General features: G+C 31.5%; 27 protein-coding genes. 12 read left to right on the forward strand and 15 right to left on the reverse strand.

The annotated features are described in order from the left end of the window. Nucleotides 1-16: 16 nt before the first annotated feature. Both OQH62_RS02915 and OQH62_RS02920 read left to right on the forward strand, forming a co-directional pair. Entirely contained in the window at nucleotides 17-757 is a 741-nt protein-coding gene (locus OQH62_RS02915; protein ID WP_266013538.1) for an amino acid ABC transporter permease, read from the forward strand. Then, complete coding sequence (locus tag OQH62_RS02920) at nucleotides 750-1,478, forward strand: amino acid ABC transporter ATP-binding protein (protein WP_266013541.1); 729 nt, start codon at nucleotides 750-752, stop codon at nucleotides 1,476-1,478. Before OQH62_RS02915 ends, OQH62_RS02920 begins: the two co-directional genes overlap by 8 nt. Nucleotides 1,479-1,487: 9 nt before the next feature. Here OQH62_RS02920 and OQH62_RS02925 read toward each other — a convergent pair whose 3' ends face one another. From OQH62_RS02925 to OQH62_RS02935, 3 genes are read right to left on the reverse strand one after another with little or no spacing between them, the layout of a single operon-like run. After that, nucleotides 1,488-1,955: a tRNA (cytidine(34)-2'-O)-methyltransferase gene (locus tag OQH62_RS02925; protein WP_266013544.1), complete on the reverse strand. Its 468-nt coding sequence runs from the start codon at nucleotides 1,953-1,955 to the stop codon at nucleotides 1,488-1,490. Between the two features lie 3 nt (nucleotides 1,956-1,958). Further along, nucleotides 1,959-2,951: an alanine racemase gene (locus OQH62_RS02930; RefSeq protein WP_266013547.1), complete on the reverse strand. Its 993-nt coding sequence runs from the start codon at nucleotides 2,949-2,951 to the stop codon at nucleotides 1,959-1,961. After that, nucleotides 2,951-3,928: a L,D-transpeptidase family protein gene (locus OQH62_RS02935; RefSeq protein WP_266013549.1), complete on the reverse strand. Its 978-nt coding sequence runs from the start codon at nucleotides 3,926-3,928 to the stop codon at nucleotides 2,951-2,953. The genes OQH62_RS02930 and OQH62_RS02935 overlap by 1 nt, the downstream gene beginning before the upstream one ends. Nucleotides 3,929-4,083: 155 nt before the next feature. On the opposite strand from OQH62_RS02935, the gene OQH62_RS02940 reads away from it, so the two are divergent. The 3 genes from OQH62_RS02940 to OQH62_RS02950 are packed head-to-tail and all read left to right on the forward strand — an operon-like array spanning nucleotide 4,084 to nucleotide 5,500. Further along, nucleotides 4,084-4,497 carry a copper chaperone PCu(A)C gene (locus tag OQH62_RS02940; protein WP_266013551.1) on the forward strand — a complete coding sequence of 138 codons (414 nt, stop codon included), beginning with the start codon at nucleotides 4,084-4,086 and terminating at the stop codon, nucleotides 4,495-4,497. A 5-nt stretch (nucleotides 4,498-4,502) separates the two neighbouring features. Further along, the gene (locus tag OQH62_RS02945; protein WP_266013553.1) at nucleotides 4,503-4,958 is read left to right on the forward strand and encodes a hypothetical protein; all 456 of its coding nucleotides are present in this window, start codon (nucleotides 4,503-4,505) and stop codon (nucleotides 4,956-4,958) included. Then, nucleotides 4,955-5,500 (forward strand): SCO family protein, encoded by a 546-nt coding sequence (locus OQH62_RS02950; RefSeq protein WP_266013555.1) that lies wholly within the window; start codon nucleotides 4,955-4,957, stop codon nucleotides 5,498-5,500. The genes OQH62_RS02945 and OQH62_RS02950 overlap by 4 nt, the downstream gene beginning before the upstream one ends. A 1-nt stretch (nucleotide 5,501) precedes the next feature. On the opposite strand, the gene cysK is transcribed toward OQH62_RS02950, so the two are convergent. From cysK to ciaB, 3 genes are all read right to left on the reverse strand, one after another. Then, complete coding sequence (gene cysK / locus OQH62_RS02955) at nucleotides 5,502-6,401, reverse strand: cysteine synthase A (RefSeq protein ID WP_266013558.1); 900 nt, start codon at nucleotides 6,399-6,401, stop codon at nucleotides 5,502-5,504. A gap of 108 nt (nucleotides 6,402-6,509) precedes the next feature. Continuing rightward, entirely contained in the window at nucleotides 6,510-6,803 is a 294-nt protein-coding gene (locus OQH62_RS02960; protein WP_266013560.1) for an HU family DNA-binding protein, read from the reverse strand. An 87-nt stretch (nucleotides 6,804-6,890) separates the two neighbouring features. Beyond that, a complete protein-coding gene (gene ciaB / locus OQH62_RS02965; protein WP_266013563.1) occupies nucleotides 6,891-8,729 on the reverse strand; it encodes an invasion protein CiaB in 1,839 nt (612 codons plus the stop codon). 62 nt (nucleotides 8,730-8,791) lie between these two features. On the opposite strand from ciaB, the gene OQH62_RS02970 reads away from it, so the two are divergent. Continuing rightward, nucleotides 8,792-9,205, forward strand: a complete 414-nt coding sequence (locus OQH62_RS02970; protein WP_266013566.1) for an acyl-CoA thioesterase — start codon at nucleotides 8,792-8,794, stop codon at nucleotides 9,203-9,205. Nucleotides 9,206-9,229: 24 nt separating this feature from the next. Here the strand turns inward: OQH62_RS02970 and kcuS are convergent, their stop codons facing one another. The 9 genes from kcuS to OQH62_RS03015 all read right to left on the reverse strand — a co-directional run bounded on the left by kcuS (nucleotide 9,230) and on the right by OQH62_RS03015 (nucleotide 17,077). Then, nucleotides 9,230-9,445, reverse strand: coding sequence for a KCU-star family selenoprotein (kcuS, locus tag OQH62_RS02975; RefSeq protein ID WP_266013569.1), 216 nt, complete (start codon nucleotides 9,443-9,445; stop codon nucleotides 9,230-9,232). Then, entirely contained in the window at nucleotides 9,429-11,528 is a 2,100-nt protein-coding gene (locus tag OQH62_RS02980) for a carbon starvation CstA family protein (protein WP_266013573.1), read from the reverse strand. The genes kcuS and OQH62_RS02980 overlap by 17 nt, the downstream gene beginning before the upstream one ends. Before the next feature lie 115 nt (nucleotides 11,529-11,643). After that, a complete protein-coding gene (locus OQH62_RS02985) occupies nucleotides 11,644-12,573 on the reverse strand; it encodes a ribose-phosphate pyrophosphokinase (protein ID WP_266013576.1) in 930 nt (309 codons plus the stop codon). Between the two features lie 27 nt (nucleotides 12,574-12,600). Continuing rightward, the gene (locus OQH62_RS02990; RefSeq protein WP_266013578.1) at nucleotides 12,601-13,260 is read right to left on the reverse strand and encodes an amino acid ABC transporter permease; all 660 of its coding nucleotides are present in this window, start codon (nucleotides 13,258-13,260) and stop codon (nucleotides 12,601-12,603) included. Nucleotides 13,261-13,267: 7 nt separating this feature from the next. After that, nucleotides 13,268-14,020 (reverse strand): amino acid ABC transporter permease, encoded by a 753-nt coding sequence (locus tag OQH62_RS02995; protein ID WP_266013581.1) that lies wholly within the window; start codon nucleotides 14,018-14,020, stop codon nucleotides 13,268-13,270. Nucleotide 14,021: 1 nt separating this feature from the next. After that, a complete protein-coding gene (locus tag OQH62_RS03000; RefSeq protein WP_266013585.1) occupies nucleotides 14,022-14,795 on the reverse strand; it encodes a transporter substrate-binding domain-containing protein in 774 nt (257 codons plus the stop codon). A 25-nt stretch (nucleotides 14,796-14,820) separates the two neighbouring features. Continuing rightward, nucleotides 14,821-15,549, reverse strand: a complete 729-nt coding sequence (locus OQH62_RS03005) for an amino acid ABC transporter ATP-binding protein (protein WP_266013588.1) — start codon at nucleotides 15,547-15,549, stop codon at nucleotides 14,821-14,823. 150 nt (nucleotides 15,550-15,699) lie between these two features. Continuing rightward, nucleotides 15,700-16,479: a CheR family methyltransferase gene (locus OQH62_RS03010; protein ID WP_266013591.1), complete on the reverse strand. Its 780-nt coding sequence runs from the start codon at nucleotides 16,477-16,479 to the stop codon at nucleotides 15,700-15,702. A 46-nt stretch (nucleotides 16,480-16,525) separates the two neighbouring features. Then, nucleotides 16,526-17,077, reverse strand: coding sequence for a CheB methylesterase domain-containing protein (locus tag OQH62_RS03015; RefSeq protein ID WP_266013594.1), 552 nt, complete (start codon nucleotides 17,075-17,077; stop codon nucleotides 16,526-16,528). Nucleotides 17,078-17,249: 172 nt separating this feature from the next. Here OQH62_RS03015 and rpiB point away from each other — a divergent pair, with 172 nt between their 5' ends. Genes rpiB through ychF form a run of 6 tightly spaced genes read left to right on the forward strand, consistent with a single transcriptional unit; the run spans nucleotide 17,250 to nucleotide 21,806 of the window. Next, the gene (gene rpiB / locus OQH62_RS03020; RefSeq protein ID WP_266013597.1) at nucleotides 17,250-17,693 is read left to right on the forward strand and encodes a ribose 5-phosphate isomerase B; all 444 of its coding nucleotides are present in this window, start codon (nucleotides 17,250-17,252) and stop codon (nucleotides 17,691-17,693) included. Further along, nucleotides 17,687-18,019, forward strand: a complete 333-nt coding sequence (locus OQH62_RS03025; protein ID WP_266013603.1) for a hypothetical protein — start codon at nucleotides 17,687-17,689, stop codon at nucleotides 18,017-18,019. The genes rpiB and OQH62_RS03025 overlap by 7 nt, the downstream gene beginning before the upstream one ends. Continuing rightward, entirely contained in the window at nucleotides 18,016-18,564 is a 549-nt protein-coding gene (apt, locus tag OQH62_RS03030; protein ID WP_266013606.1) for an adenine phosphoribosyltransferase, read from the forward strand. Before OQH62_RS03025 ends, apt begins: the two co-directional genes overlap by 4 nt. Before the next feature lie 10 nt (nucleotides 18,565-18,574). Next, on the forward strand, nucleotides 18,575-19,261 hold the full coding sequence (locus OQH62_RS03035) for a DedA family protein (RefSeq protein ID WP_266013609.1): 687 nt from the start codon (nucleotides 18,575-18,577) through the stop codon (nucleotides 19,259-19,261). After that, a complete protein-coding gene (locus OQH62_RS03040; protein ID WP_266013612.1) occupies nucleotides 19,258-20,709 on the forward strand; it encodes a leucyl aminopeptidase in 1,452 nt (483 codons plus the stop codon). The genes OQH62_RS03035 and OQH62_RS03040 overlap by 4 nt, the downstream gene beginning before the upstream one ends. Then, nucleotides 20,706-21,806 (forward strand): redox-regulated ATPase YchF, encoded by a 1,101-nt coding sequence (gene ychF / locus OQH62_RS03045; RefSeq protein ID WP_266013616.1) that lies wholly within the window; start codon nucleotides 20,706-20,708, stop codon nucleotides 21,804-21,806. Before OQH62_RS03040 ends, ychF begins: the two co-directional genes overlap by 4 nt. Nucleotides 21,807-21,994: the final 188 nt, after the last annotated feature.

A 21,994-nucleotide genomic window follows, 5' to 3' on the forward strand; every position in this document is an offset into this window, starting at 1 on the left:
CTATTAAGGTTGCATTTTGAGTGAAAAAAATATAAAAATCATTGTTTTTTTTCTCATTCTTTTCTTATGGGGTTATTTTTCTTTTCCCTATGAAATTATAACTGTTAAAACTGGTGAAACTGTACATTACGCTTATACTGAAAATGCTGCGGCCTATGTCAAAAGCTACCTTATAACCTTACTATTAAGCTTTTGTGCTGCTTTGATCGGATTAGTACTTGGATTTTTCTTGGCTCTTTTGCGTTGTATTCAAATTCGAATATTGAATTTTTGTATCGATGAATATATTGATATTATACGAGGCACACCTGTTATTTTACAACTTATGATATTTGCTTTTGTTTTCTTCACCTTTCTTGACAATCTCTACGCTGCTATTTTAGCACTTGGGCTAAATAGCTCTGCTTATATCGCTGAAATTGTACGAAGTGGAATCAACAGTGTTGATGAAGGACAGATGGAATCAGCTAGGGCTATGGGATTAAATTACAGTACTTCTATGAAAGAAATTATTCTGCCACAAGCTATTAAAAATATACTTCCAGCTCTTTCAAATGAATTTATCTTGCTTTTTAAGGAAACTTCTGTAGTTGGCTTTATTAGTGTAATTGACATCACTATGCAAAGTAAAAGTTTTCAAGCCATACTTTACAATCCTAATCCTATTATTTTCACAGGACTTGTTTATTACGCTAGTGTAAAATTCTTAAGCTTTTGTGCAAAACATATAGAAACGAGACTTGCTAAAAATGATTAAAATAAAAAACATATATAAAAGATATGAGAATTTAGAAGTCTTGCAAAATATCAATACACACATTCATAAAGGCGATGTTTTAGCGATTATAGGACCAAGTGGAAGTGGTAAAAGCACTTTTTTGCGTTGTATAAACCGCTTAGAAGTAGCCGACTGCGGTGAAATTATCATCAACAATACTAATATACTTGATAAAAGTACTGATATTAACAAAATACGTCAAAAAGTCTCTATGGTGTTTCAACATTTTAATCTTTTTCATAATAAAAATGTCTTAGAAAATCTCTGTTTAGCGCCAATAAAAACAAAAATTTTGACAAAGCAAGAAGCTTTTGAAAAAGCAAAATTTCTTCTTCAAAAAGTCGGCTTGAGTGAAAAGGAAGAAGTTATGCCTCATAAACTTTCAGGGGGTCAAAAACAAAGGATAGCAATTGCAAGAGTATTAATGATGAATCCTGATATTATTTTATTTGACGAACCAACTTCAGCACTTGATCCTGAAATGATAGGCGAAGTACTTAATATTATCAGAAATCTTGCAAATGAAGGTTTAACTATGCTTGTAGTTACTCACGAGATGGGTTTTGCAAAAAATGTTGCAAACCGTGTGTTTTTTATGGATAAAGGAAGAATCGCGATAGATGCGAAACCAAATGAGATTTTTGAAAATCCAAAGGATGAAAGATTAAAAGAATTTCTCAATAAAATTCTCAATCACTAAGACATATTATTATGGGGTAAAAAAAGCAAAATTCTGCCTTAAAGCTTCATAAGAAATAACACCTACACTTGTCGCTAAATTCAAACTTCTTCCACAGGATTTCATCGGAATAATAAGAGTATTATCCCAATTTAAATCAAGCAAATGTTTGGGCAAACCATAACTCTCACTTCCAAAAAATAAAAAATCTCCTTTTTGAAATTCAGCTTTAAAATATGGCTTTGTACCCTTTGTCGTTGCAAAGAAAAAACGATTTTGGTGCTGTAAATTTGCCTGTAAAAAGCTCTCTAAATTCTCCCAAATCACAGGTTTTAGCTTTCTCCAATAATCAAGCCCTGCTCTTTGTACAGCCTTTTGAGATAAATCAAAAACACTAGGTTTTACAATATGAAGTGTAAAACCGGCATTAAAACACATTCTTCCTATACTACCTGTATTTTGTGGGATTCTAGGATGAACAAGAACGATATGAAACATAATTTATACAAGAATTCTAGGAAGTTGTGGATGAAGTTTTACTAATATTTCATAAGGTATCGTTTGAAAAAACTTAGCCCAAATATTTGCATCGTTAAAAACACAAAGTTCTTCTCCTCCATCTTCACAAGAAAAACTATCCATAGAAATTCTACCAAGTATTTTTTTTCCATTTGCTAAGTACAAATCCCCTACTCCATTGTAACGCAACAATCCATCAGCATAACCTAAATCATAAGTAGCAATTTGAAGCTTTTTGGACGCACTAAAACTTTGACCATAACCTACACTTTGTCCTTTTTTGAGTGTTCTTTGACTAAGCTTATGAGCATAAAGATGTAAAACTTTTTTCAAACTTTCATCTGTATATCCAAACTGCGAAAGCCCAACCCTACAAAGCTCATCTTGCGGAAAGGAAGGATTTCTAAATAAAGCAGAAGAATTATAAGAGTGAAACAAAAGTTGTTTCCGAGTCAAACCCCTAATTAACTCTTTAGCTTCTTGAAACTTCTTATACTGCACGAAAAAACTTCCATCCAATTCATCAGCACTAGCAAAATGAGTAAAAGCTCCTTCTAATTGTAAAGCTTTTTGTTTAAAAATTTTATAAAATTCTGGTAAATCTTCTATGTAAATACCATTACGGTGCATTCCTGTGTCAATTTTAAGATGGATTCGTGTGCCTTTTTTATACTCATTAATCTTTGAAGGTTCATTTAAGGCATAGATAAATCGTGGATTTTCATTTGCATTTGGTCTGTGCGAAAGTATAAGAATAGAATCAAAAATATCTTCAAGTTCTCTTGCTTCGTGCTCATTTTTTACAGCTATAAAAGAAATTCCTTTTTCTTTCGCTACAGGCGCCAAGAGTCTTGCACCGTGTCCATAAGCATTGTCTTTAAAAATACAAATAAGTTTATTAAAACCGCCTGCTTTAGAAGCAATTTTTTCAAGATTAAATTCATAAGAAGCTTTGTGAAGTTTGATTAAAGACATTATTGTTCTGCTACAATTTTCATTTTTCCTTCATTATTAATTCTTATATAAAGAAATTTATCGCCACGGAATTGATAGTTTTTTGTATAATAATCTTCATAAAATGAAATCCTATACATAAGCTCGCCATTTGAGTTTGGATAAGGACTGATGCTAATATTTGAAAATTTGATACTTTTTTGTTCTTTACGAGAAAAAATGGAACGTTTAGTTGAGGCAAATTGAGCAAAACTAGTTTTGTCAAAACGTTTAAATTTTTCTTCATCATAAAAACTTAAATAATTAGATATATCACTTACTGTCCAAGCGTGTTTCCAAGCAAAAAGACTAGCCAATAACAAAGCAATATCTTCTTTTTTTGCCCTAACTTTCTCTTTCTCTTCTGTCATTACATAAACTTTTTTATTTTCTACAATCCGAGCAAAATCTTGCAAATTATCATTAAATAATGCGATGCAGCCTCGTGTTTTAAATTCATCAATTCTTGAACCATCTAAAGGGTAGCCGTGAATCCAAATACCACCACCTGTTTTACCTTGAACCTTATCAAATAAATTTGGATATGTGGTAGCAAAGGCAAAAGGTCCATAATAAGGATCTCCGGGATTAAATTTACGTCCTAACTCATAAAAACCAATGGGTGTTTTCAAATCACCTTCAACTTGTTTATCACCCATTAAGCCTGTAATAATCTCTTTTTGTTCAAATTCTTTTGTAACAATTCCATCTTTATAGGAATATACACCAAGTATCTTATCTGTTTTATTTGTAAGAACTATAACAACATCATTGCTATAATACCCAAACGAAATATCTTTATCACCCAATTCTTTTATCCAGAAATCTTTATTTGCAAGCTCTTTTTCAATAGCTACGCCAACAGCATTTAAACCTTCATTAAGATAAATTTGAACAAAACTTGAAGCTTTAAGAGTACAGACCAATATCAAACAAACTACTATAATTTTTTTTAGCAATATTTTTCCTTAAACAACTAGAGATAATTTTAATTCACATTAAACTTTGATTATATTATTTTTTCCTTAAAAAAGGATTTATAATTTTAAAGGAAATTAAAAGCAAAAAAACTTTATAATGATTATTAATTATTAAGGTAAAGGAATATTCTAAAATGAAAAAAATGTTTTTACTCTATTTTGTTTGCGTTCTCACTCTTTTTGCGCAAGATATCGAAATACAAAATGCTTCTATCAAAAAAACTCCACCAAATGCAAAAAATACAGCTATCTTTCTCACTATTCACAATAAAAGCAATAAAGATATAGCCCTTGTTAATGTTCAAACAGATCTTGCCCAAGCTACAGAATTACATACACATATACATAAAAATAATACAATGGTAATGACCCCGGTACCAGAAATCGTAATAAAAGCCAATTCAAGCAGAGAATTGAAATCTGGTGGAGATCATATTATGCTTTTTAATATTCACCAAAGAATAGATAAAAATACAAAAAACACTGTTACACTTTTCTTTGATACCAACGAAAGCATAAAGCTTGAAAATATTCCAGTGAAAGAATAGAAGCCTTGAATAAAAAATTGCTTTTTTTCTTTATTTTTAGTCTCGCTCTTATTGCTACATATATTTTTTTTGAATTTTATGCTTTAAAAGATACAAAAGGACTTTTTGAAAATATCGATATTTCACAACCTTTATCTTGCGATTTAAACAAGCAAGATTGTGCTTTTGATTTTCAAGGCAAGAAAGTTATAGTATCTTTTTCTCCAAAGCCTTTACAAAGTCTAGAAGTAACACATTTTAGTATTAAAAATTTTGGAGATTATGAAGATTTAGAACTTCAAATCTATGGCTTAAATATGTTTATGGGAACTATCAAACCAAAACTCAACAAAATCAACAAAACAGACTATGAAGGTAAAATGGCTTTAGCAGCCTGTACGCTTGATTCTATGCGTTTTAGGGCTGAATTAAAACAACAACAGCAAATTCTTTTTTCTTTTGATTTTGAATTACGAAAATGAAAAATATCTTAGCATTTATATTCCTTACAGCTCTAATCATTATAAGCTTTTTTCTTTTAAATCACAAAGAATATGATTTTTCCTTAAGATCTGAATTCAAAGAACAAACCACACTGAAAGATTTTGCAGGAAAAAAACTTATTGTATATTTTGGTTATACTTTTTGTCCTGATGTATGCCCTGCTACTCTTGCTTTACTTGGCAAAGAATTAAAAAAAATACACAGCGAAAAAGCTTATGTGCTTTTTATCTCTTTAGATCCTCTTAGAGATGGCGATATAGAAAAGACAAATGAATGGCTTAGATATTTTTACCCCCAAAGCGCAGCTTTAATAGCCCACAATGAAGAAGAATTAGAAAAAATTACTAAAAAATACAATGTATCATATCAAAAAATCAATTTAAAAGATTCAGCTATGTCTTATTCTATTGCTCATTCAAATGAGCTTTATTTGTTCGATGAGAAAGGAAAATTTGTCAAAAGTATTAACGATTTAAATCCAGAAGAACTTTATAATGAACTTAAAAGCTTTTTGAAATAAATCAAAAAGCAAAAAGATCGGTAGAAAGATAACGTTCTGCAGTATCATTGAGCATAGTGAGTATTCTTTTTTGTGGAAATTTTTCAGCTAAAGAGCTTGCAGCATAAACATTTGCTCCGCTTGAAATTCCTACCATGAGTCCACTTTGTGCAAGCTCTTTTGCTGTCTGAATAGCATCTTCATTGCTTACGGTTATTACCTCATCAATAATTTCTTTATTTAAAATTCCGGGAATAAAATTCGCCCCTATACCTTGAATTTTATGAGGACCAGCCTCTCCTTTACTTAAAAGTGGCGAAGCAAAAGGTTCAACAGCGATAATACTTACATCTTTCAATCTTTCTTTTAAAACTTCACCGACACCGCTAATAGTTCCACCTGTACCAAAACCGGCTACAAAAATATCTATTGTCTCTAAATCCCGTATAATTTCTTGCGCAGTAGTTCTTTTATGAGCATTTTTATTCGCCAAATTATCAAATTGAGATGGCATAAAAGAATTTGGCGTTTGAGCTAGAATTTCATTTGCTTTATCTAAGGCGCCTTTCATCCCTAAACTTGCTGGAGTAAGTTCTATGATAGCACCAAAAAGTGTCATCATTTTACGTCTTTCTATACTCATAGATTCTGGCATAGTAATTATTAAAGTAAGGCCTAAATCAGCACAAATCATTGCCAAAGAAATTCCCATATTGCCACTTGTTGCTTCAACAACAACTGTATCTTGATTAATTCTACCTTCATCTAAAGCTACTTTTAACATCTCAAAGGCAGCTCTGTCTTTAATAGAATGACTAGGATTTAAAAATTCACATTTAGCAAACACATTCGCACCATATTTTTCCAATTGAAGTATTGGAGTATTCCCTATTAATTCGCTTACTCTTTTATAAATACTCATAAAAATCCTTATTAGAGCTATTGTTAATAATCTATTAATTTTTACAAAAACTAGATATACAATCAGAATCGCTTGAAGAATAGCTAGAATTCAATCTAGCTTTAAAAGTCATTTTTTCTTTTTACCTTTATTAGCAACAGCTTCTTTAAGGTTTTTTCCTACTTTGAATTTGGCAACTCTAGTCGCAGGAACTTTAACGGTTTTACCAGTGCTTGGCACTCTAGCTTCTCGTGCGGCTCTTTCTGCTGTTGAAAAAGTTCCAAAACCAATAAAACTAATAGTATCACCTTTAGCTAACACTTCAGTAATAGTCTCAATCACTGCATCAGTAGCAGAGGTAGCATCTTTTTTCGTTAGCCCAGCATTTTGAGCGACCTTTGAAATGAAATCCGCTTTAGTCATAAAAGCTCCTTTAATTTTATTAAAATGTGTTATTCTAACATATTTATAAAGTAATTTCAAGTATAAAACAGCTTTTTTAAGATTTTTTTATTGCTTTGTCTTTTTATATTTTTCAAATTCACCACTTTCATCTAGCTTGTTGCCAATCTTTTCATATAAATCATAGTAAAATTCCACAAAAGCCTTACATTCAGGTAAAATTGGTAAAAACAATCCATTCTCTAAAACACAAAAACGACTTAAAAAATCCTTAGCATCAAGCTGTAAAATATAATGTTTTGCTAATTGATAATAATTTTGCAAAGTTGCATTCTTAAATTTCTCATAAGCACACAAGGAAAAATCTACTTTCAAACTCCCCTGTTGAAAAGATAAAGCTCCACTTTCAAACAATAAAGTCAAATGTATGAGTCCTTCTGTATAATACGCTTTTACCTCATCAACTCTCTGCCACGCAATAAGACCAACCGCTCTTTTAATAAGATCGTGAAAAACAGGCAATCTAAGCTCTTCTTTCTCGTGATAAAAAAAATGAATAAGTCCGCCTACAGTAGCCTTATACTCCTCGATATTTTTAAAAAAACCGCTTTTATTCATATTTTTTTCTGTATTCTCACCTGTAAAGAAAATATGTCCAAATTCATGTCCTAAAGTTGAAATTTCATACACTTTTTTCCAAATTTCCTTACGATGAAAAAGAATCTCTCTACCATAAGTTAGAAATTCTTTATCAAACACTTCTGTTGCAATCTGCATAAAAGGCTTACTTTTAGTATTTTCATAGACAAAATTTAAAAAAGCAAAAATTTTTTTACCTGCCTGCTTACTGACAAATTCATCATTTGGAACAACTTGTGCCGAAAACAAACCTTTAAGCTCAGCACCATAAAAAATGACAGGATTGCAGATATAAAGCTGCGTTCTTTCTATATTCATACACACTTCATCTTGCAGCTGCACATTTTCAATATCAATATGCTTGCATACGCTTAAAAAGCTTTCTTTCATCTCCTTGATAAACAAAGCAGAATCAAAATTCCTTTCATCTTGAAGTCTTAAATCCCATTCTAAAGCCACAGCGTGAGTGTAACTGTCCTCATAATACTCCAAAGGATGACCGACTTGCAAAGGTGATTTTACTTTCAACCAAGCAAGTTCAGCCTCTTGCCAAGCGGCTATAACTCTATCATTTTCTTTTTCACAAAAAGCTGCCTTAAGTTTAGTAAAATACTCTATATAAGCTAATTCATCTTCATTACAAGCAAGATTTCTCAAAGAATTAAGCATTGAATCAAAAGCAAATTCAAGTTTTAAAATTTCATTTTCAAAAAATACTGCATACGAAACAAACCTCCAAAGATTGCCAATTCTTACCAAAACTCCGTAACTTCTTTCGCACATTTGACCATTTTGTTCTCTTTGATACAAACCATTCTCACTCAAAAATTGTAAAGCCTCATCTAAACTAGGAAAAATGGAATCTAAAATTTTATTATTCTTTTCTATAATCTCCCTAGTCCAAACCTTCTCAAAGGCATTCATTACAAGACCTATGTTATGAACTCCTTGTATCAAGGTCTGATAAAATTCATTCAAAACTTTCTTTTCTTTTATCTCATTGATAAATTCTTGATGCTCTTTTTCATAAAATCTGCATACTTCATCATATAAAAGATGTTTTATATGAATGATTTGTTCTTCTTTTAAATGTTTCTTTTCCAATTCTTTTACAAAATTTTCTTCTTTTAAATCAATCAAACGTCGTAAAGCTGCTAAAATAACATTTTTTTCAGGTTTTAAAGTGCTTATTTTAATTAAGTTATCTATGCATTCATTGCTTAAATTGTTTTCTAAAATATCATACATTGAAGCAAACTTTTTATTTCGAACCGCAACCATTTTTGACAATTCTTTAAAATTATTCATTGAGCCCTCTTTACATTTGAAAATTTTAATTATAATTACTTTTTTTAACAAGGAGTAAAGTGATGAAAAATATGGGTGAACCAAAATTAAAGATTGTTGCAATGCCCGGAGATACAAATCCGGCTGGTAACATTTTTGGTGGATGGATTTTATCACAAATCGATCTTTCTGGAGCAATAGCTGCAAGAGAACTCTCACCTGAAAGGGTTGTAACCATTTCTATGGATAGGGTTGTTTTTAAAGAACCTGTTTATGTTGGAGATATAGTCTCGTGTTATGCAAAAATTCTAAAAGTTGGAAATACCTCGATTAGTGTTGAAGTTGAAGTGAATGCACAAAGAGTCGATGGATTTGGTTGTACTTCTTGTATTAATGTAACTTCAGCTTTAGTAACATATGTCAGTGTTGATAAACACGGAAAAAAGAAGACTATTAGCGATGAATTAAAAAAAATTCACGGATTCTTGAATCCGTGAATTTTTCACAACAATAAAATTAAATTAACAGCATTTATTAAAACCGCCACTATTGTATTTTCTCTCCAAACATTCTTTAAAAAATTCTGACCTACTCTGAGGAATTCTTTTGGGATGTTTTTCTTTCATATGTTCTAAATACTTATCATAACTTGACAACCCGACTAAAGGATGAAAGAATCTTTCAGCTCTTTCATAATGCAGTTTCATTGTCGAAATTATTTTATTTAATGCTAACATAAGGATCTTCCTTTAATGGGATTGTAATTTTTCCTAGACAAATACCTATACAAGAAAATATAACAAACAAGGTAGTTATCATAAAAAATACACATAGCACTGCATCAAGAATGTTTGCAAATTTGGCTTGGGAAGCTGCATATATTTGTTTTTCAATCTGTTCTTTTTCAATTTCACTGCTCGCAGAAAACAATGCAGTTTTTAAAGTTTTTATTTTTTCTTTTTGTATAGTAAAAGCAGCAATATGAGAAACTGCATTTGAAATTGTATCGCCCTCCTTATAAGGGAGAACCTTTTGAATACCTCCATAAAGAGTAGCTATAAGAACAAAAATAGCTGGAAATAAAGTTATCCAAGTATATTTAGCTTTACCCATTTTTACCAAAACAGTTGTTACCAAAAGCAAAGCCATACCTGCTAACATTTGATTGCTTACACCAAAGAGAGGCCAAAGAGTATAAATACCACCTTTTGGATCAATTGCTCCTTGATAAAGAAAATACCCCCAACCACCAACACTTAAGGCTGTGGCTAAGATTCCTGCGCTAATACTATGAATATCACCTAAAGGTTTATATATATTCCCTAAAATATCTTGAACCATAAATCTGCACGCTCTTGTCCCAGCATCAACAGCTGTTAAAATAAACAGAGCTTCAAATAAAATCGCAAAATGGTACCAAAAGCCCATTAAATCAACTCCACCAAAAAGTTCGTGTAAAATTAAAGCTACACCTATAGCAAAGGTTGGTGCTCCTCCTGTTCTTGAAAGTATAGTTTGCTCTCCTATATTAGTGGTTAAAGTAGCGATTTCTTCCGGACTGATGCTAAAACCCCAAGTTGAAATAGTTGCAGCAGCACTCATTACATCTGCGCCTATTAAAGTTGCAGAAGAATTGATTGCAAAATATAAACCGGGATGCAAAATACAAGCACAAATTAAAGCCATAATAGCTACAGCACTCTCCATAAGCATAGAACCATACCCTACAGCTAAAGCGTGTGTTTCATTTTCTAACATTTTAGGTGTTGTTCCACTTGAAATGAGTGCGTGAAAACCACTAATAGCACCGCAAGCTATAGTGATAAATAAAAAAGGAAAAATTGTACCAGCAAAAACAGGACCACTACCATCAAAATATTGAGTATTTGCTTTTGGCATTTGTAAATCCGGTGCAACTAAAACAATAGCCACAGCCATCACAACAATAACACCAATTTTCAAAAATGTAGAAAGATAATCCCTAGGCGCGAGCAAAAACCAAACAGGTAAAATTGCCGCAACAAAACCGTATATCATCATAATGATTGCTAAAGTTGGAGCATCAAGAGTAAAAAATTCTTTCCAATAAGGATGTAAAGCCACTTCTGCTCCATAATGTATAGACAAAAGAAGAAAAATAAAACCGATAATAGATGCTTCACCAATCTTTCCGGGTCGAATAAAACGCATATAAATTCCCATAAAAATAGCAATGGGAATGGTCATAGCAATGGTAAATAAACCCCAAGGAGACTCTGCTAAAGCTTTAACAACAACCATAGATAAAATAGCAATAATAATAAGCATAATGCCAAAAATTGCAACCATAGCAACGCCGCCTGTAAAATTCCCCATTTCATCTTTAATCATTTCGCCTAAAGATCTGCCCTTTCGACGAGTAGAGATAAAAAGAACAACAAAATCATGTACAGCACCAGCAAAAACACCGCCTACTAAAATCCAAAGCATAGAAGGCAAATAGCCCATTTGTGCTGCAAGAATAGGACCTACTAAAGGACCAGCCCCAGCAATAGCTGCAAAATGATGTCCAAATAAAACTATTTTATTTGTAGGTACAAAATCACGTCCATCATTGTGCAAAAGAGCCGGTGTGGCTCTTGTCTTATCAAGCTCTAAAACTTTGTATGCTACAAAACGACCGTAAAATCTATATCCTATCATATAAATACACAAAGCAGCAACGACTAGATAAACTGCTGAAACAGATTCTCCATTTTGCAAAGCCAAATAAGTAAAACAAAATGCACCCAAAAGTGCTACAAAAAACCACAAAATTTTGGTTATGATAGCATTGCTCATTACAAACCCCTTATTATTTAAAAGTTCCTAATCATAACAAATTCTTAAAGAAAAGAATTAGAAAACCAATAAAAAGTAAATTTTGTTTTACAAAAGGTAACAAATAAACGAATAATTATATGAATAAAGAATTGACACTTTCATTGTGATACACACGTCTAATAACTTCAGCAAATACAGGAGCTACGCTTAAGACTTTAATATTAGACAATTTTTCTTTTAAAGGAATAGTATCAGTAACAACAAGTTCATCTAAAGCTCCACTTGCTATTCTCTCATATGCCATTCCACTTAAAACAGGATGAGTGCAACAAGCCATAACAGAATTTGCGCCTTTGTTTTTGAAAGCTGTGGCTGCTTTGACTATTGTTCCGGCAGTGTCGATAATATCATCAACCAAAATAACATCTTTTCCTTGAACATCACCAATAATATTCATCACTTCACTTTCATTTGCTCTTTCTCTACGTTTATCGACTATTACAATATCAAGGTCTAAAGATTTTGCAATACTTCTTGCTCTTGCAACACCTCCTATATCAGGACTAGCTATGATAGCATTCCTTAAATGTTTGTCCTTGATATAATTATTAAAGATAATACTTCCATAGAGATTATCCACAGGAATATCAAAAAAGCCTTGAATTTGTCCAGCGTGTAAATCTATAGTAGCTACACGGTCAATTCCTGATGCTTCTATTAAATTTGCCACAAGTTTAGCAGTAATTGGTACTCTAGGATTAGCCTTTCTATCTTGTCTTGCATAACCAAAATACGGGACAATAGCTGTGATAGAATTAGCACTAGAACGTCTTAATGCATCTGTAAGGATAAGAAGTTCTATTAAATTGTCATTTGTAGGAGCACAGGTGCTTTGTATAATAAACACATCTTTACCACGTACACTTTCGTCTATTTGAACACTAATCTCTCCATCGCTAAAACGTTTCACTCCAGCATCACTTAAAGGCAAAGAAAGGTATTTTGAAATCTGCTTTGCAAGCTCAACATTGGAAGAACCTGAAAAAATTTTATAACCACGCATTAAATAACCTCACTCTAAATTACGATTTTATAAAATATAAGCTGTTTTTTTGGCATAATAACGCACACTCATAGATAAAGAGAAACAAATAATAAAATAAATTCCAGCCACTAAAGCTATCATTAGTAAAATTTCCTCAAAACTCTTAAGTTGAGCAAGGAGAATTTTTGACTTATAAGTAAGTTCGGCGATCTGCATTCCTGCTAAATATGCGGTATCTTTAAAAGTTGTAACAATTTGTGAAAGCAAAGAAGGGATAATTTTTCTAAAAGCTTGAGGTAAAATGATGTAAAAAAGAGTAAAAAATTTTCCAAAGCCTTGAGAATATGCTGCTTCAAATTGTCCTTTAGGGATAGAATTTAAACCTCCTCTAATAATTTCGGCCATAACAGAACTTGTATATAAAGAAAAACCTATTGTCCCCCAAAAAGCAGGTTCAGCTCTACCAAAAAAACTTGGCAAAACAAAACAAGCAGCAAGCATCCAAAGTAAAAGAGGAGTATTGCGAAAAATATCTATATAACAAGAAGTAAAAAACCTGCTTATTTTGTCGCCATAATTTTTAGTAATAGCTAAAAATGTCCCAAAAAAGATAGAAAGAATACAAGTAGCTAGAAAAATTTTAAAAGTCAAAGCCAAACCTTGTAGTAAAAAATCAAAATTCTGAATGTTTAAAACATTTTCCATATAAATCTCACCGTAATAAATGTGTTTTCTTAAGCTTTTCTTCATAAAATTTTGCAAAATACGCCAAAGGGTAGCAAATTATAAAATATAAAATTGCCGCAAAGATATAAGATGGAGCATAATTTCCGTATTCGGCTGCATAGCTATCTGCTGTGCCCATAAGTTCAACACCTCCTATTATCAAAAGCACAGAAGTATTTTTGATTAAATTTACCATTTGATTTGTCATCGGCGGCAAAATAATTTTTATAGTTTGAGGTATAATAATATATCGCATCTGTTGAACATAAGTAAAACCTTGAGCAGCAGAAGCTTCAAACTGACCTCTAGGTACAGCCAATATCCCGCCTCTAACAACTTCACTGATATAAGCACCGTGATAAGCTCCTATGCCTAAAACACCTATAGTATAAATATCAAGATTAACTCCTAAACGAGGCAAACCGAAATACAAGAAAAAAATTTGTATAACCAAAGGAGTATTTTGAAAAACCTCTACATAAGTCCGAGTGTAAGCTTTGATGATTTTTATTTTACTTGTCGCCATTATCCCTCCAATAGTACCAAAGATAATAGCAATAGCTAAAGCAAAAAAACTTACTTCCAAAGTGTAAAGAAAACCTTGTAAAAAGGCTTTCCAATCTTGTAAAGCATCAAGAAATTTCCATAAAGCAAAAGGATTAATGCTATTTTCATCATAAATTCCTAAAAAAATAAGAAGCTGTCTTAAATACTCAACAAAACCAACACTTTCATTCATTTTATAATCCCCATTTTTTTGCTAATTCATCAATATTTTGCTTATTTTGTTGAACAAAAGTATTAATATAATTTGCAAAATCTTCATCTCCTTTTTTGCTTACAATCCCATAGCTTTGTGGATCAAAAGAATCGGGTAAAATTTCACTTTGAGCATCGACATATCCTAACAATATAGATTTATCAACAGAAAAAGCATCTACTCTTTTTGCATCAAGTGCTGCTTTAATACTTGGATAATCAGGAAACTCGGTAAATTTTATTTCTACACCTTCTTTTTTAGCAGCTTGAGTGAGAGCTTTTTTTGTTGTAGCAGCTTGAGCTACTCCTATATTTGCTTTTTTCATATCTGCTAAAGACTTATATCCTTTTTCCTTTAAAACAAGCAAACCTATAGCATCCTGATAATAAGGTTCTGAAAAATTATAAATTCTTTTTCTTTCAGGTGTAATAGTAAAAGTTGCAATAACAACATCAACAGTTCCATTATCAAGCAAAGGACCTCGTGTTTTTGCATTTACAGGAATAAGTTTGATTTTATTTTCATCATCAAATATGCTTTTGGCTAAACTCTTAGCCACATCAATTTCAAATCCTTTAATCTCTCCTGTGGCTTGATCAAGCAAAGCATAATGAGGAACATCATTTTTTACACCTACAACAAGTTGTCCTCTAGCTTTAATATCATCAATCTTAGAGCCAAAGACATTACTAAAAGTCATACAAAGACCAAAAAATAACGCTGTCAATTTCAATGCAATATTTTTGCAAACCATATTTTCCTCCTTTTTAGAATTGAATTTAATTTTTTAAAATTTTTCCTAGAAAAAGTTTAGCTCTTTCTGTTTTTGGAGATGAAAAAAAATCTTTTGGTTTATTTTCTTCAACAATACTCCCATCTTCCATAAAAAGAATTCTATCCGCCACTTCCTTCGCAAAGCCCATTTCGTGTGTTACAACAACCATAGTTGTATTGCTTTGTTTTGAAATTTGTTTCATCACATCTAAAACCTCTTGTATAGTTTCAGGATCAAGAGCTGAAGTGGGTTCGTCAAAAAGAATATAAGGCTTTTTTGTACACAAACTCCTTGCTATAGCAACACGTTGCTGTTGCCCTCCGGACAAAGTAGCAGGATATACATTTGCCTTATCAACAAGCCCTACAACCTTAAGATAATGGTATGCTATCTCTTCAGCTTCTTTTTTGCTTTTCTTTTGAAGTTTTATAGGAGCTAAAGTAAGATTATGCAAAACACTCATATGAGGATAGAGATTGAAATGTTGAAAAACCATAGCACAGTATTTTCTACAAATTTCTATTTTGTTTTTATGCGTAAGCTTTAAACCATTTACAACTACTTCTCCAGAGCTGACTTCTTCAAGACCATTCATACATCTTATAGTTGTACTTTTGCCACTTCCAGAAGGACCAATAATAACAAGTTTTTCACCATCTTTAACACACAGATTAATATCTTTCAACACCTGATGTTTGCCATAATATTTACTGACGTTTTTTAACTCAATCAAAATTTCCCTTTCAATAATACTTTATAGTTTAAAGTCTTACTGTTAATTATAAAGTTAGAGTTTCCAACTTCATTATAATAAAATTAAAAATTGTACAAAATTTAATATTTTGTTTCATTAAGTTACAATTTAAAAAACATTATATTAAAGTTACATTTTCTCATAATATGAGCTACCACCTGAAAAAACTTTTTTAAAAAATTTGGTTTCAGGAATAATATCTGCATTGCCAACGTACAAACGACCTTTATTTGACAAAACTCTATAAAAATACTCCATCAATTTTACTCTAGAATTGTAATCAAAATAAATAATCATATTTCTAGAAATGACAATATCAAATTGCCCAAGTTTTAAAAACTTATCCTCCAAAACATTACACATATCAAATTTACACACGCATATTTCATTTTTATTAATGCTAAAAACCCCATTTTCCTCAACAAAAAACTTCTTCTTTTCGGATTCACTTAAACGTTGTAGAGTTCTGCCTTGATATTTACCCATTCTTGCTTTTTCAATAGCATTTGAATTAATATCAATCCCTAAGATATACATATCCTTAAAACAATTTTTTGCTCCAAGTAAAGCTAAAGAATACACTTCCTCTCCACTTGAACAGGGAGCACTTAAAATTCCAACTTTTTTTTCTAAACTTTTCGCATATACAACAATGTCTTGAAGTTGAGAGAGCTCTCTTAGAAAATAGGTCTCTCCAATAGTTACAAAATCTAAAACTTCCTGTCTTAGCTGTTTATTGAGTCGAATTTTATTTACAAATTCGGCAAAATTTTGAAAATGTAATTTGCTAATAAAATTGGGTAATTTAAGCATCAAAATATTTCTTTTTTCATTCAAATCAATACCGCTAATTTCAGTTACAATTTTAATAAATTCATTTAATTCTAATTCACTAATTTTATTTTCCATAAAATTCAATCCCCCCCCCCACTTTATTTAATATATTAAATTTTGGTTATTCTTCTATGAAATGTATAATCTCTTTTTTGATTTCTTCTAAGCCCATAGTTTTCAGATAGGGATTTATCTCTTTAGCCCGTTTTGGCATACCATAAACTACAGAATCCTGTTCATTTTCACACAAGCATTTTACTCCTGCCTTGTAAAGTTTAAAAAGACTCTTCGCTCCATCATCACCCATTCCTGTTAAAAGAATAGCAAGAATTTTATTTGTAGCAACAAGTGAAAGAGCTGATTCAAAAAGCAAATCCACATTAGGATTAAAAGTCGTAACTACATCTTTCCAACTAGCCATAATACTCAAATTTCCAGTTAAAATAGTGTTTTTCTGACAAACATAAATTTTATTGCTTAGTAATTCTTTGTTTCCAAGCAAAGATACCTCGCTTAAAGCTTCTTTATTAAACTGTCCAATAAAAGAAGGAATAAACCCGGCACTCATATGTTGAGCAATCACGACGCAAGAACTTTTAATATCCACATCATTTAAAAGAAATTTAAGCTGATTAGGACCCCCGGTCGATGAACCTATTAATATAAGCTTCATTAGTTTGCCTTTGAAAATTTAAATTCTAAAGTGCTTGAAAAAAGTCAAAACAGAAGTATAACACAAACAAAATAAAATTTACTCTATAATTTTAGATAAAAGGCTATTTTTATAATTTTATTATGATAGAATATAAACTTAAAAAATTTATTTTTGGATACACTTTAATATAATGTTAAGAAAGATTATTTATATCGCTAATGATCACGCAGGATTTGAACTCAAACAGAAAATTTGTCTTTTTTTTCAAAAAGAACATATTACTTTCACTGACCTTGGTGTCAATTCTACTCAAAGCTGCGATTATCCGGACTATGCTCATTTATTAGCTTCAAAAATAGATGATACAAGCTTTGGAATTCTTATTTGCGGTTCAGGTATAGGCGTTTGTATGGCTGCAAACAGACATCCACATATTCGTTGTGCTCTATGCAATGAAAGTTTGAGTGCAAAACTTGCAAGAAAACATAATGATGCAAATGTATTAGCTTTAGGCGGAAGATTAATAGGTGTTGAATTGGCTATTGATATTATTTCACATTTTATCCAAACACCTTTTGAACAAGGAAGGCATATACAGAGAATTCAAAAAATTGAGGTTAATTTACAATGCTAGCAAATTGGTTAATTTTAACAATACTTATTTGTGCCACTCTTTATTTAATCGTTATGTTGCTTTATTATAGAACCTTACTTAATAAAGAAAAAATTTCAAAAGATTTTATAAAAAACAATCTAGATGATACAGAAATTATCATTAGAAAACTTCAAGTTCAACTTCAAAGAAGTCTTGGAAATATCGATATATTAACTGAAGAACTTAATAAAATCAAAACCGATCTTACCTCACTAAGGACTCGAAATTCTCAATACAGATTAGAAAACGATAAATTGCGACAAAGAATTAAAGAATTAGAAGCAAAAATAGAGGCCTTACTATGAAAGAACTTACAGCTGAAGAACGCCGATACCTTACCAACAGCATACGAGTTATACCTGACTTTCCAAAAAAAGGTATTTTATTTAGAGATATTACCACTCTGCTTAATGACAAAAAAGCTTTAGAGCTTTTACTTGCCCATCTCACAAACCGCTATAAAAATGTGAATTTGGACTTTGTAGTTGGTACAGAGAGTAGAGGTTTTATTTTCGCTGCTATGATTTGTGCGAGTTTAAAACTGCCTTTTGTTCCGCTGCGAAAACCGGGCAAACTTCCATCATCTACCTTTAGCTGTGAGTATGAACTTGAATATGGTAAAGACTCAATACAAATTCACCAAGATGCTTTCAAAGGTAAAAATAAGGCAAAAGTTTTACTTGTAGATGATCTTATTGCCACAGGAGGAACAGCCTTGGCCTCTTATGAACTCATCAAAAAAGCAGGAGGAGAATGTGTTGAAGTCTGTTTTTTGATGAATCTTGAAAATTTAGGTGGAGAAAAAAAATTAAGTCTCTTTGTCCCTGTATACAGTATTTTAAAATTTTAAGGAGTTTTGAATGAAAAAATGGTGTAAGATATTTATTTTTCTTATCTTAATAGCTCTTATAGCTTATATTATATACGGACTTATTCAAAATGATTTTTCTCTTGAAGCTTTTATTATAAATATATGGAATCAACACGTTGAAAAATGGGGATATGTTATATTATTCTTTTGGAGCATCTTAGAAGGCGAACTTGGACTTATTTTTGCAGGACTTGCTGTACACGATGGCAAAATGCATTTAGCCCTTGCTATTTTTATAGCTGGACTTGGTGGTTTTGTAGGTGATCAAATTTATTTTTACATAGGAAGATATAATAAAAAATATATCCAAAAAAAACTCCATACACAAAGGCGCAAATTTGCAGTAGGACACTTACTTTTACAAAAATTTGGTTGGCCTATCATCTTTATTCAACGTTATATGTATGGTTTTCGTACAATTATACCGATGAGCATAGGTATTACACGTTACAGTGCAAAGAAATTTGCCTTTATTAATCTTTTGAGTGCTTGGATATGGGCAAGCATTACCATACTCTTAACTTGGTATTTTGGTTCTTTAATACAAGATTTTTTATTTTGGGCGAAAAAACATTGGTATCTTGCTCTTATTCTTATCTTGGCTTTTTTATCACTCTTATTTTTTAGCTTTAAACAGATGGAAAAAACGATATTAAAAGAAAGGAAAAAACAATGAAATTTGAATTAAGCAACAAAAAACTCAATGCTATTAAAGCAGATTTTGAGATTGTTTTTGTACAAAAAGAAAAGCTAAAACAATTCTCCAAAGAAAAAGATTTTTTTAAAATAAACAATTTTAAAGGCGAAGGCGCTTGTCTTGATATAACAAATAAAAAACTCTTTATAGAGCTTAAAAATGTTGAATATGAAGAAATAAGACTTACTTTTTATACTGCCTATAAAATCCTTGAAAAACTCAACATCAAGAGTGTAAAAACTGCAAGCGTTGTTGGCAAATGTGTTGTAAGAAGTTTCGCTTCTTTAGTTGAAGGTGTACTTTTTGGCGCCTATAAATTCGACAGATATAAAAGTGAAAAAAAAACATCTACCTTAGAAAAATTTTTCATTTCTACTGAAGAATTTTCACAAAAAGTTTTTGATATAAAAGAAGCACGACTAGGAATCGAAAGGGGAGAAATTTTTGCAAATGCTACCAATTACACTAAAGATATAGTCAATGAAATTCCGGAACTCTACACCCCACTTACAATGGCACAGGACGCACAAAATCTTGCAAAGACAAACAAGAATATAACGTGTAAAATTTATGATGAAAACTTCCTTCATAAGCAGAAAATGGCTGCTTTTTTAGCTGTTAACCGTGCTTCCATTCACCCTCCAAGACTCATTCATCTAAGCTATAAAGGCAAAAATGCAAAAAAACGTGTTGTTTTTGTAGGTAAAGGATTAACCTATGATAGTGGAGGATTAAGTTTAAAACCAAGCGATTATATGCTTACGATGAAAGCTGATAAGAGCGGTGGGGCTGCTGCTTTAGGAATTATGAAAGCTGTATCAGAACTTACTATGGATCTTGAAGTACATTGCATTATAGGAGCAACTGAAAATATGATAGGGGGCAATGCTTATAAGCCTGATGATGTTCTCATTTCTCGAGAAGGTGTTAGTATTGAAGTGAGAAACACAGATGCTGAAGGGAGGCTTGTTTTGGCTGACTGTCTCTCCTACGCACAGGATTTAAAACCTGACTTGCTTATCGATATGGCAACTTTAACAGGTGCTTGTGTAATAGGACTTGGCGAATATACAACTGCGATTATGGGTGTGAATGAGGATCTGCAAAATGAATTTTACCAAAGTAGCAAAAAGAGTGGAGAATATACTACTATCTTGCACTTTAATCCTTATTTAAAAGAGCTTATTAAGTCAAATATTGCGGATATAAGCAACACAAGTTCAAGTCGATATGGTGGAGCTCTTACAGCTGGACTTTTTTTAGAAAAATTTATTCGTAAAGAATATAAAGACAAATGGCTTCATCTTGACATAGCAGGACCTGCCTATACAGAAAAAAACTGGGGCTATACGGCTTTTGGGGCTGGTGGAGCTGGTGTGAGAATGTGTCTTACCTTTTTATTTCATCTTTTAAAGAAATCTCAATGAGTCTTTGTGTTGGTATAGTAGGTTTGCCAAATGTTGGCAAATCAACAACTTTCAACGCATTAACTAAAGCTCAAAACGCTCAAAGTGCAAACTACCCTTTTTGCACGATAGAGCCAAATAAAGCTATGGTTAAAGTACCTGATACACGTCTTGATGAGTTGGCTAAAATTGTAAAACCTCAAAAAATAATCCATTCCTTTATTGAATTTGTCGATATTGCAGGATTAGTGCGTGGAGCAAGTAAGGGTGAGGGCTTAGGAAATAAATTTCTTTCAAATATACGAGAGAGTGAAATAATTTTACATTTGGTACGTTGTTTTGATGAAAAAAATATCACTCATATTGAGGGAAATGTGGATCCTTTGAGAGATGTTGAAATTATTAATACAGAGCTTATTTTAGCAGATATAGAACAACTAAGCAAAAGGAAAGAAAAACTTGCAAAGGAAGCTCGAACAAATGCTAAAGAAGCGAAAGAAAAATTAGAATTGATAGATTCTTTATTACATCATCTTAATCAAGGTTTCAGCGCAAATACTTTTGAAAAAAAAGATGAAAAATATCAAGCTTTAATCAAAGAATTACGTTTACTTTCAGCAAAAGAAGTTATTTATGGGGCAAATGTTGATGAAGAAAGCATCAATGAAGATAATGATTATGTCAAAAAACTCAAAACATATGCAACAAAACACGATCACGAAGTAATTAAACTTTGTGCTAAAATAGAAGAAGAATTATTAAGTCTTAGTATAGATGAAGGCATTGAATTTTTGAATTCCTTAGGGGTAAAAGAAAGCGGACTTGAGCAAATTATACGTACCTCTTTTTCTAAACTTGGACTTATTAACTACTTCACAGCTGGAATAACTGAAGTACATTCTTGGACAATAAAAAAAGGTTACAAAGCTCCAAAAGCAGCAAGCGTTATTCATAATGATTTTGAAAGAGGCTTTATTAGGGCAGAAGTTATCAGTTTTAAAGATTTTATTGCCTACAAAGGTGAAAATGGAGCAAAAGAAGCTGGAAAACTCCGTTTAGAAGGTAAAGATTATGAAGTTGTTGATGGAGATATAATACACTTTAGATTTAATGTATAAAAAATCAAAATTATATATTTCTATAACATTAAAACACAAATATTCAAAATTTCAGTTTGATTTTAAGATCTGTTTTTATTTTAATTCCCCTCAAACTTGTTCCATAATGGAACAAGTTTGAAATAACTGTCTTTGTTTTTAATTTTCTCAAATTCTAAGTTTTTGTCTTTTTTGATATTTATCAGTTG

This window comes from Campylobacter sp. MIT 21-1684 (genome assembly GCF_026241315.1).
Lineage (GTDB): Bacteria > Campylobacterota > Campylobacteria > Campylobacterales > Campylobacteraceae > Campylobacter_D.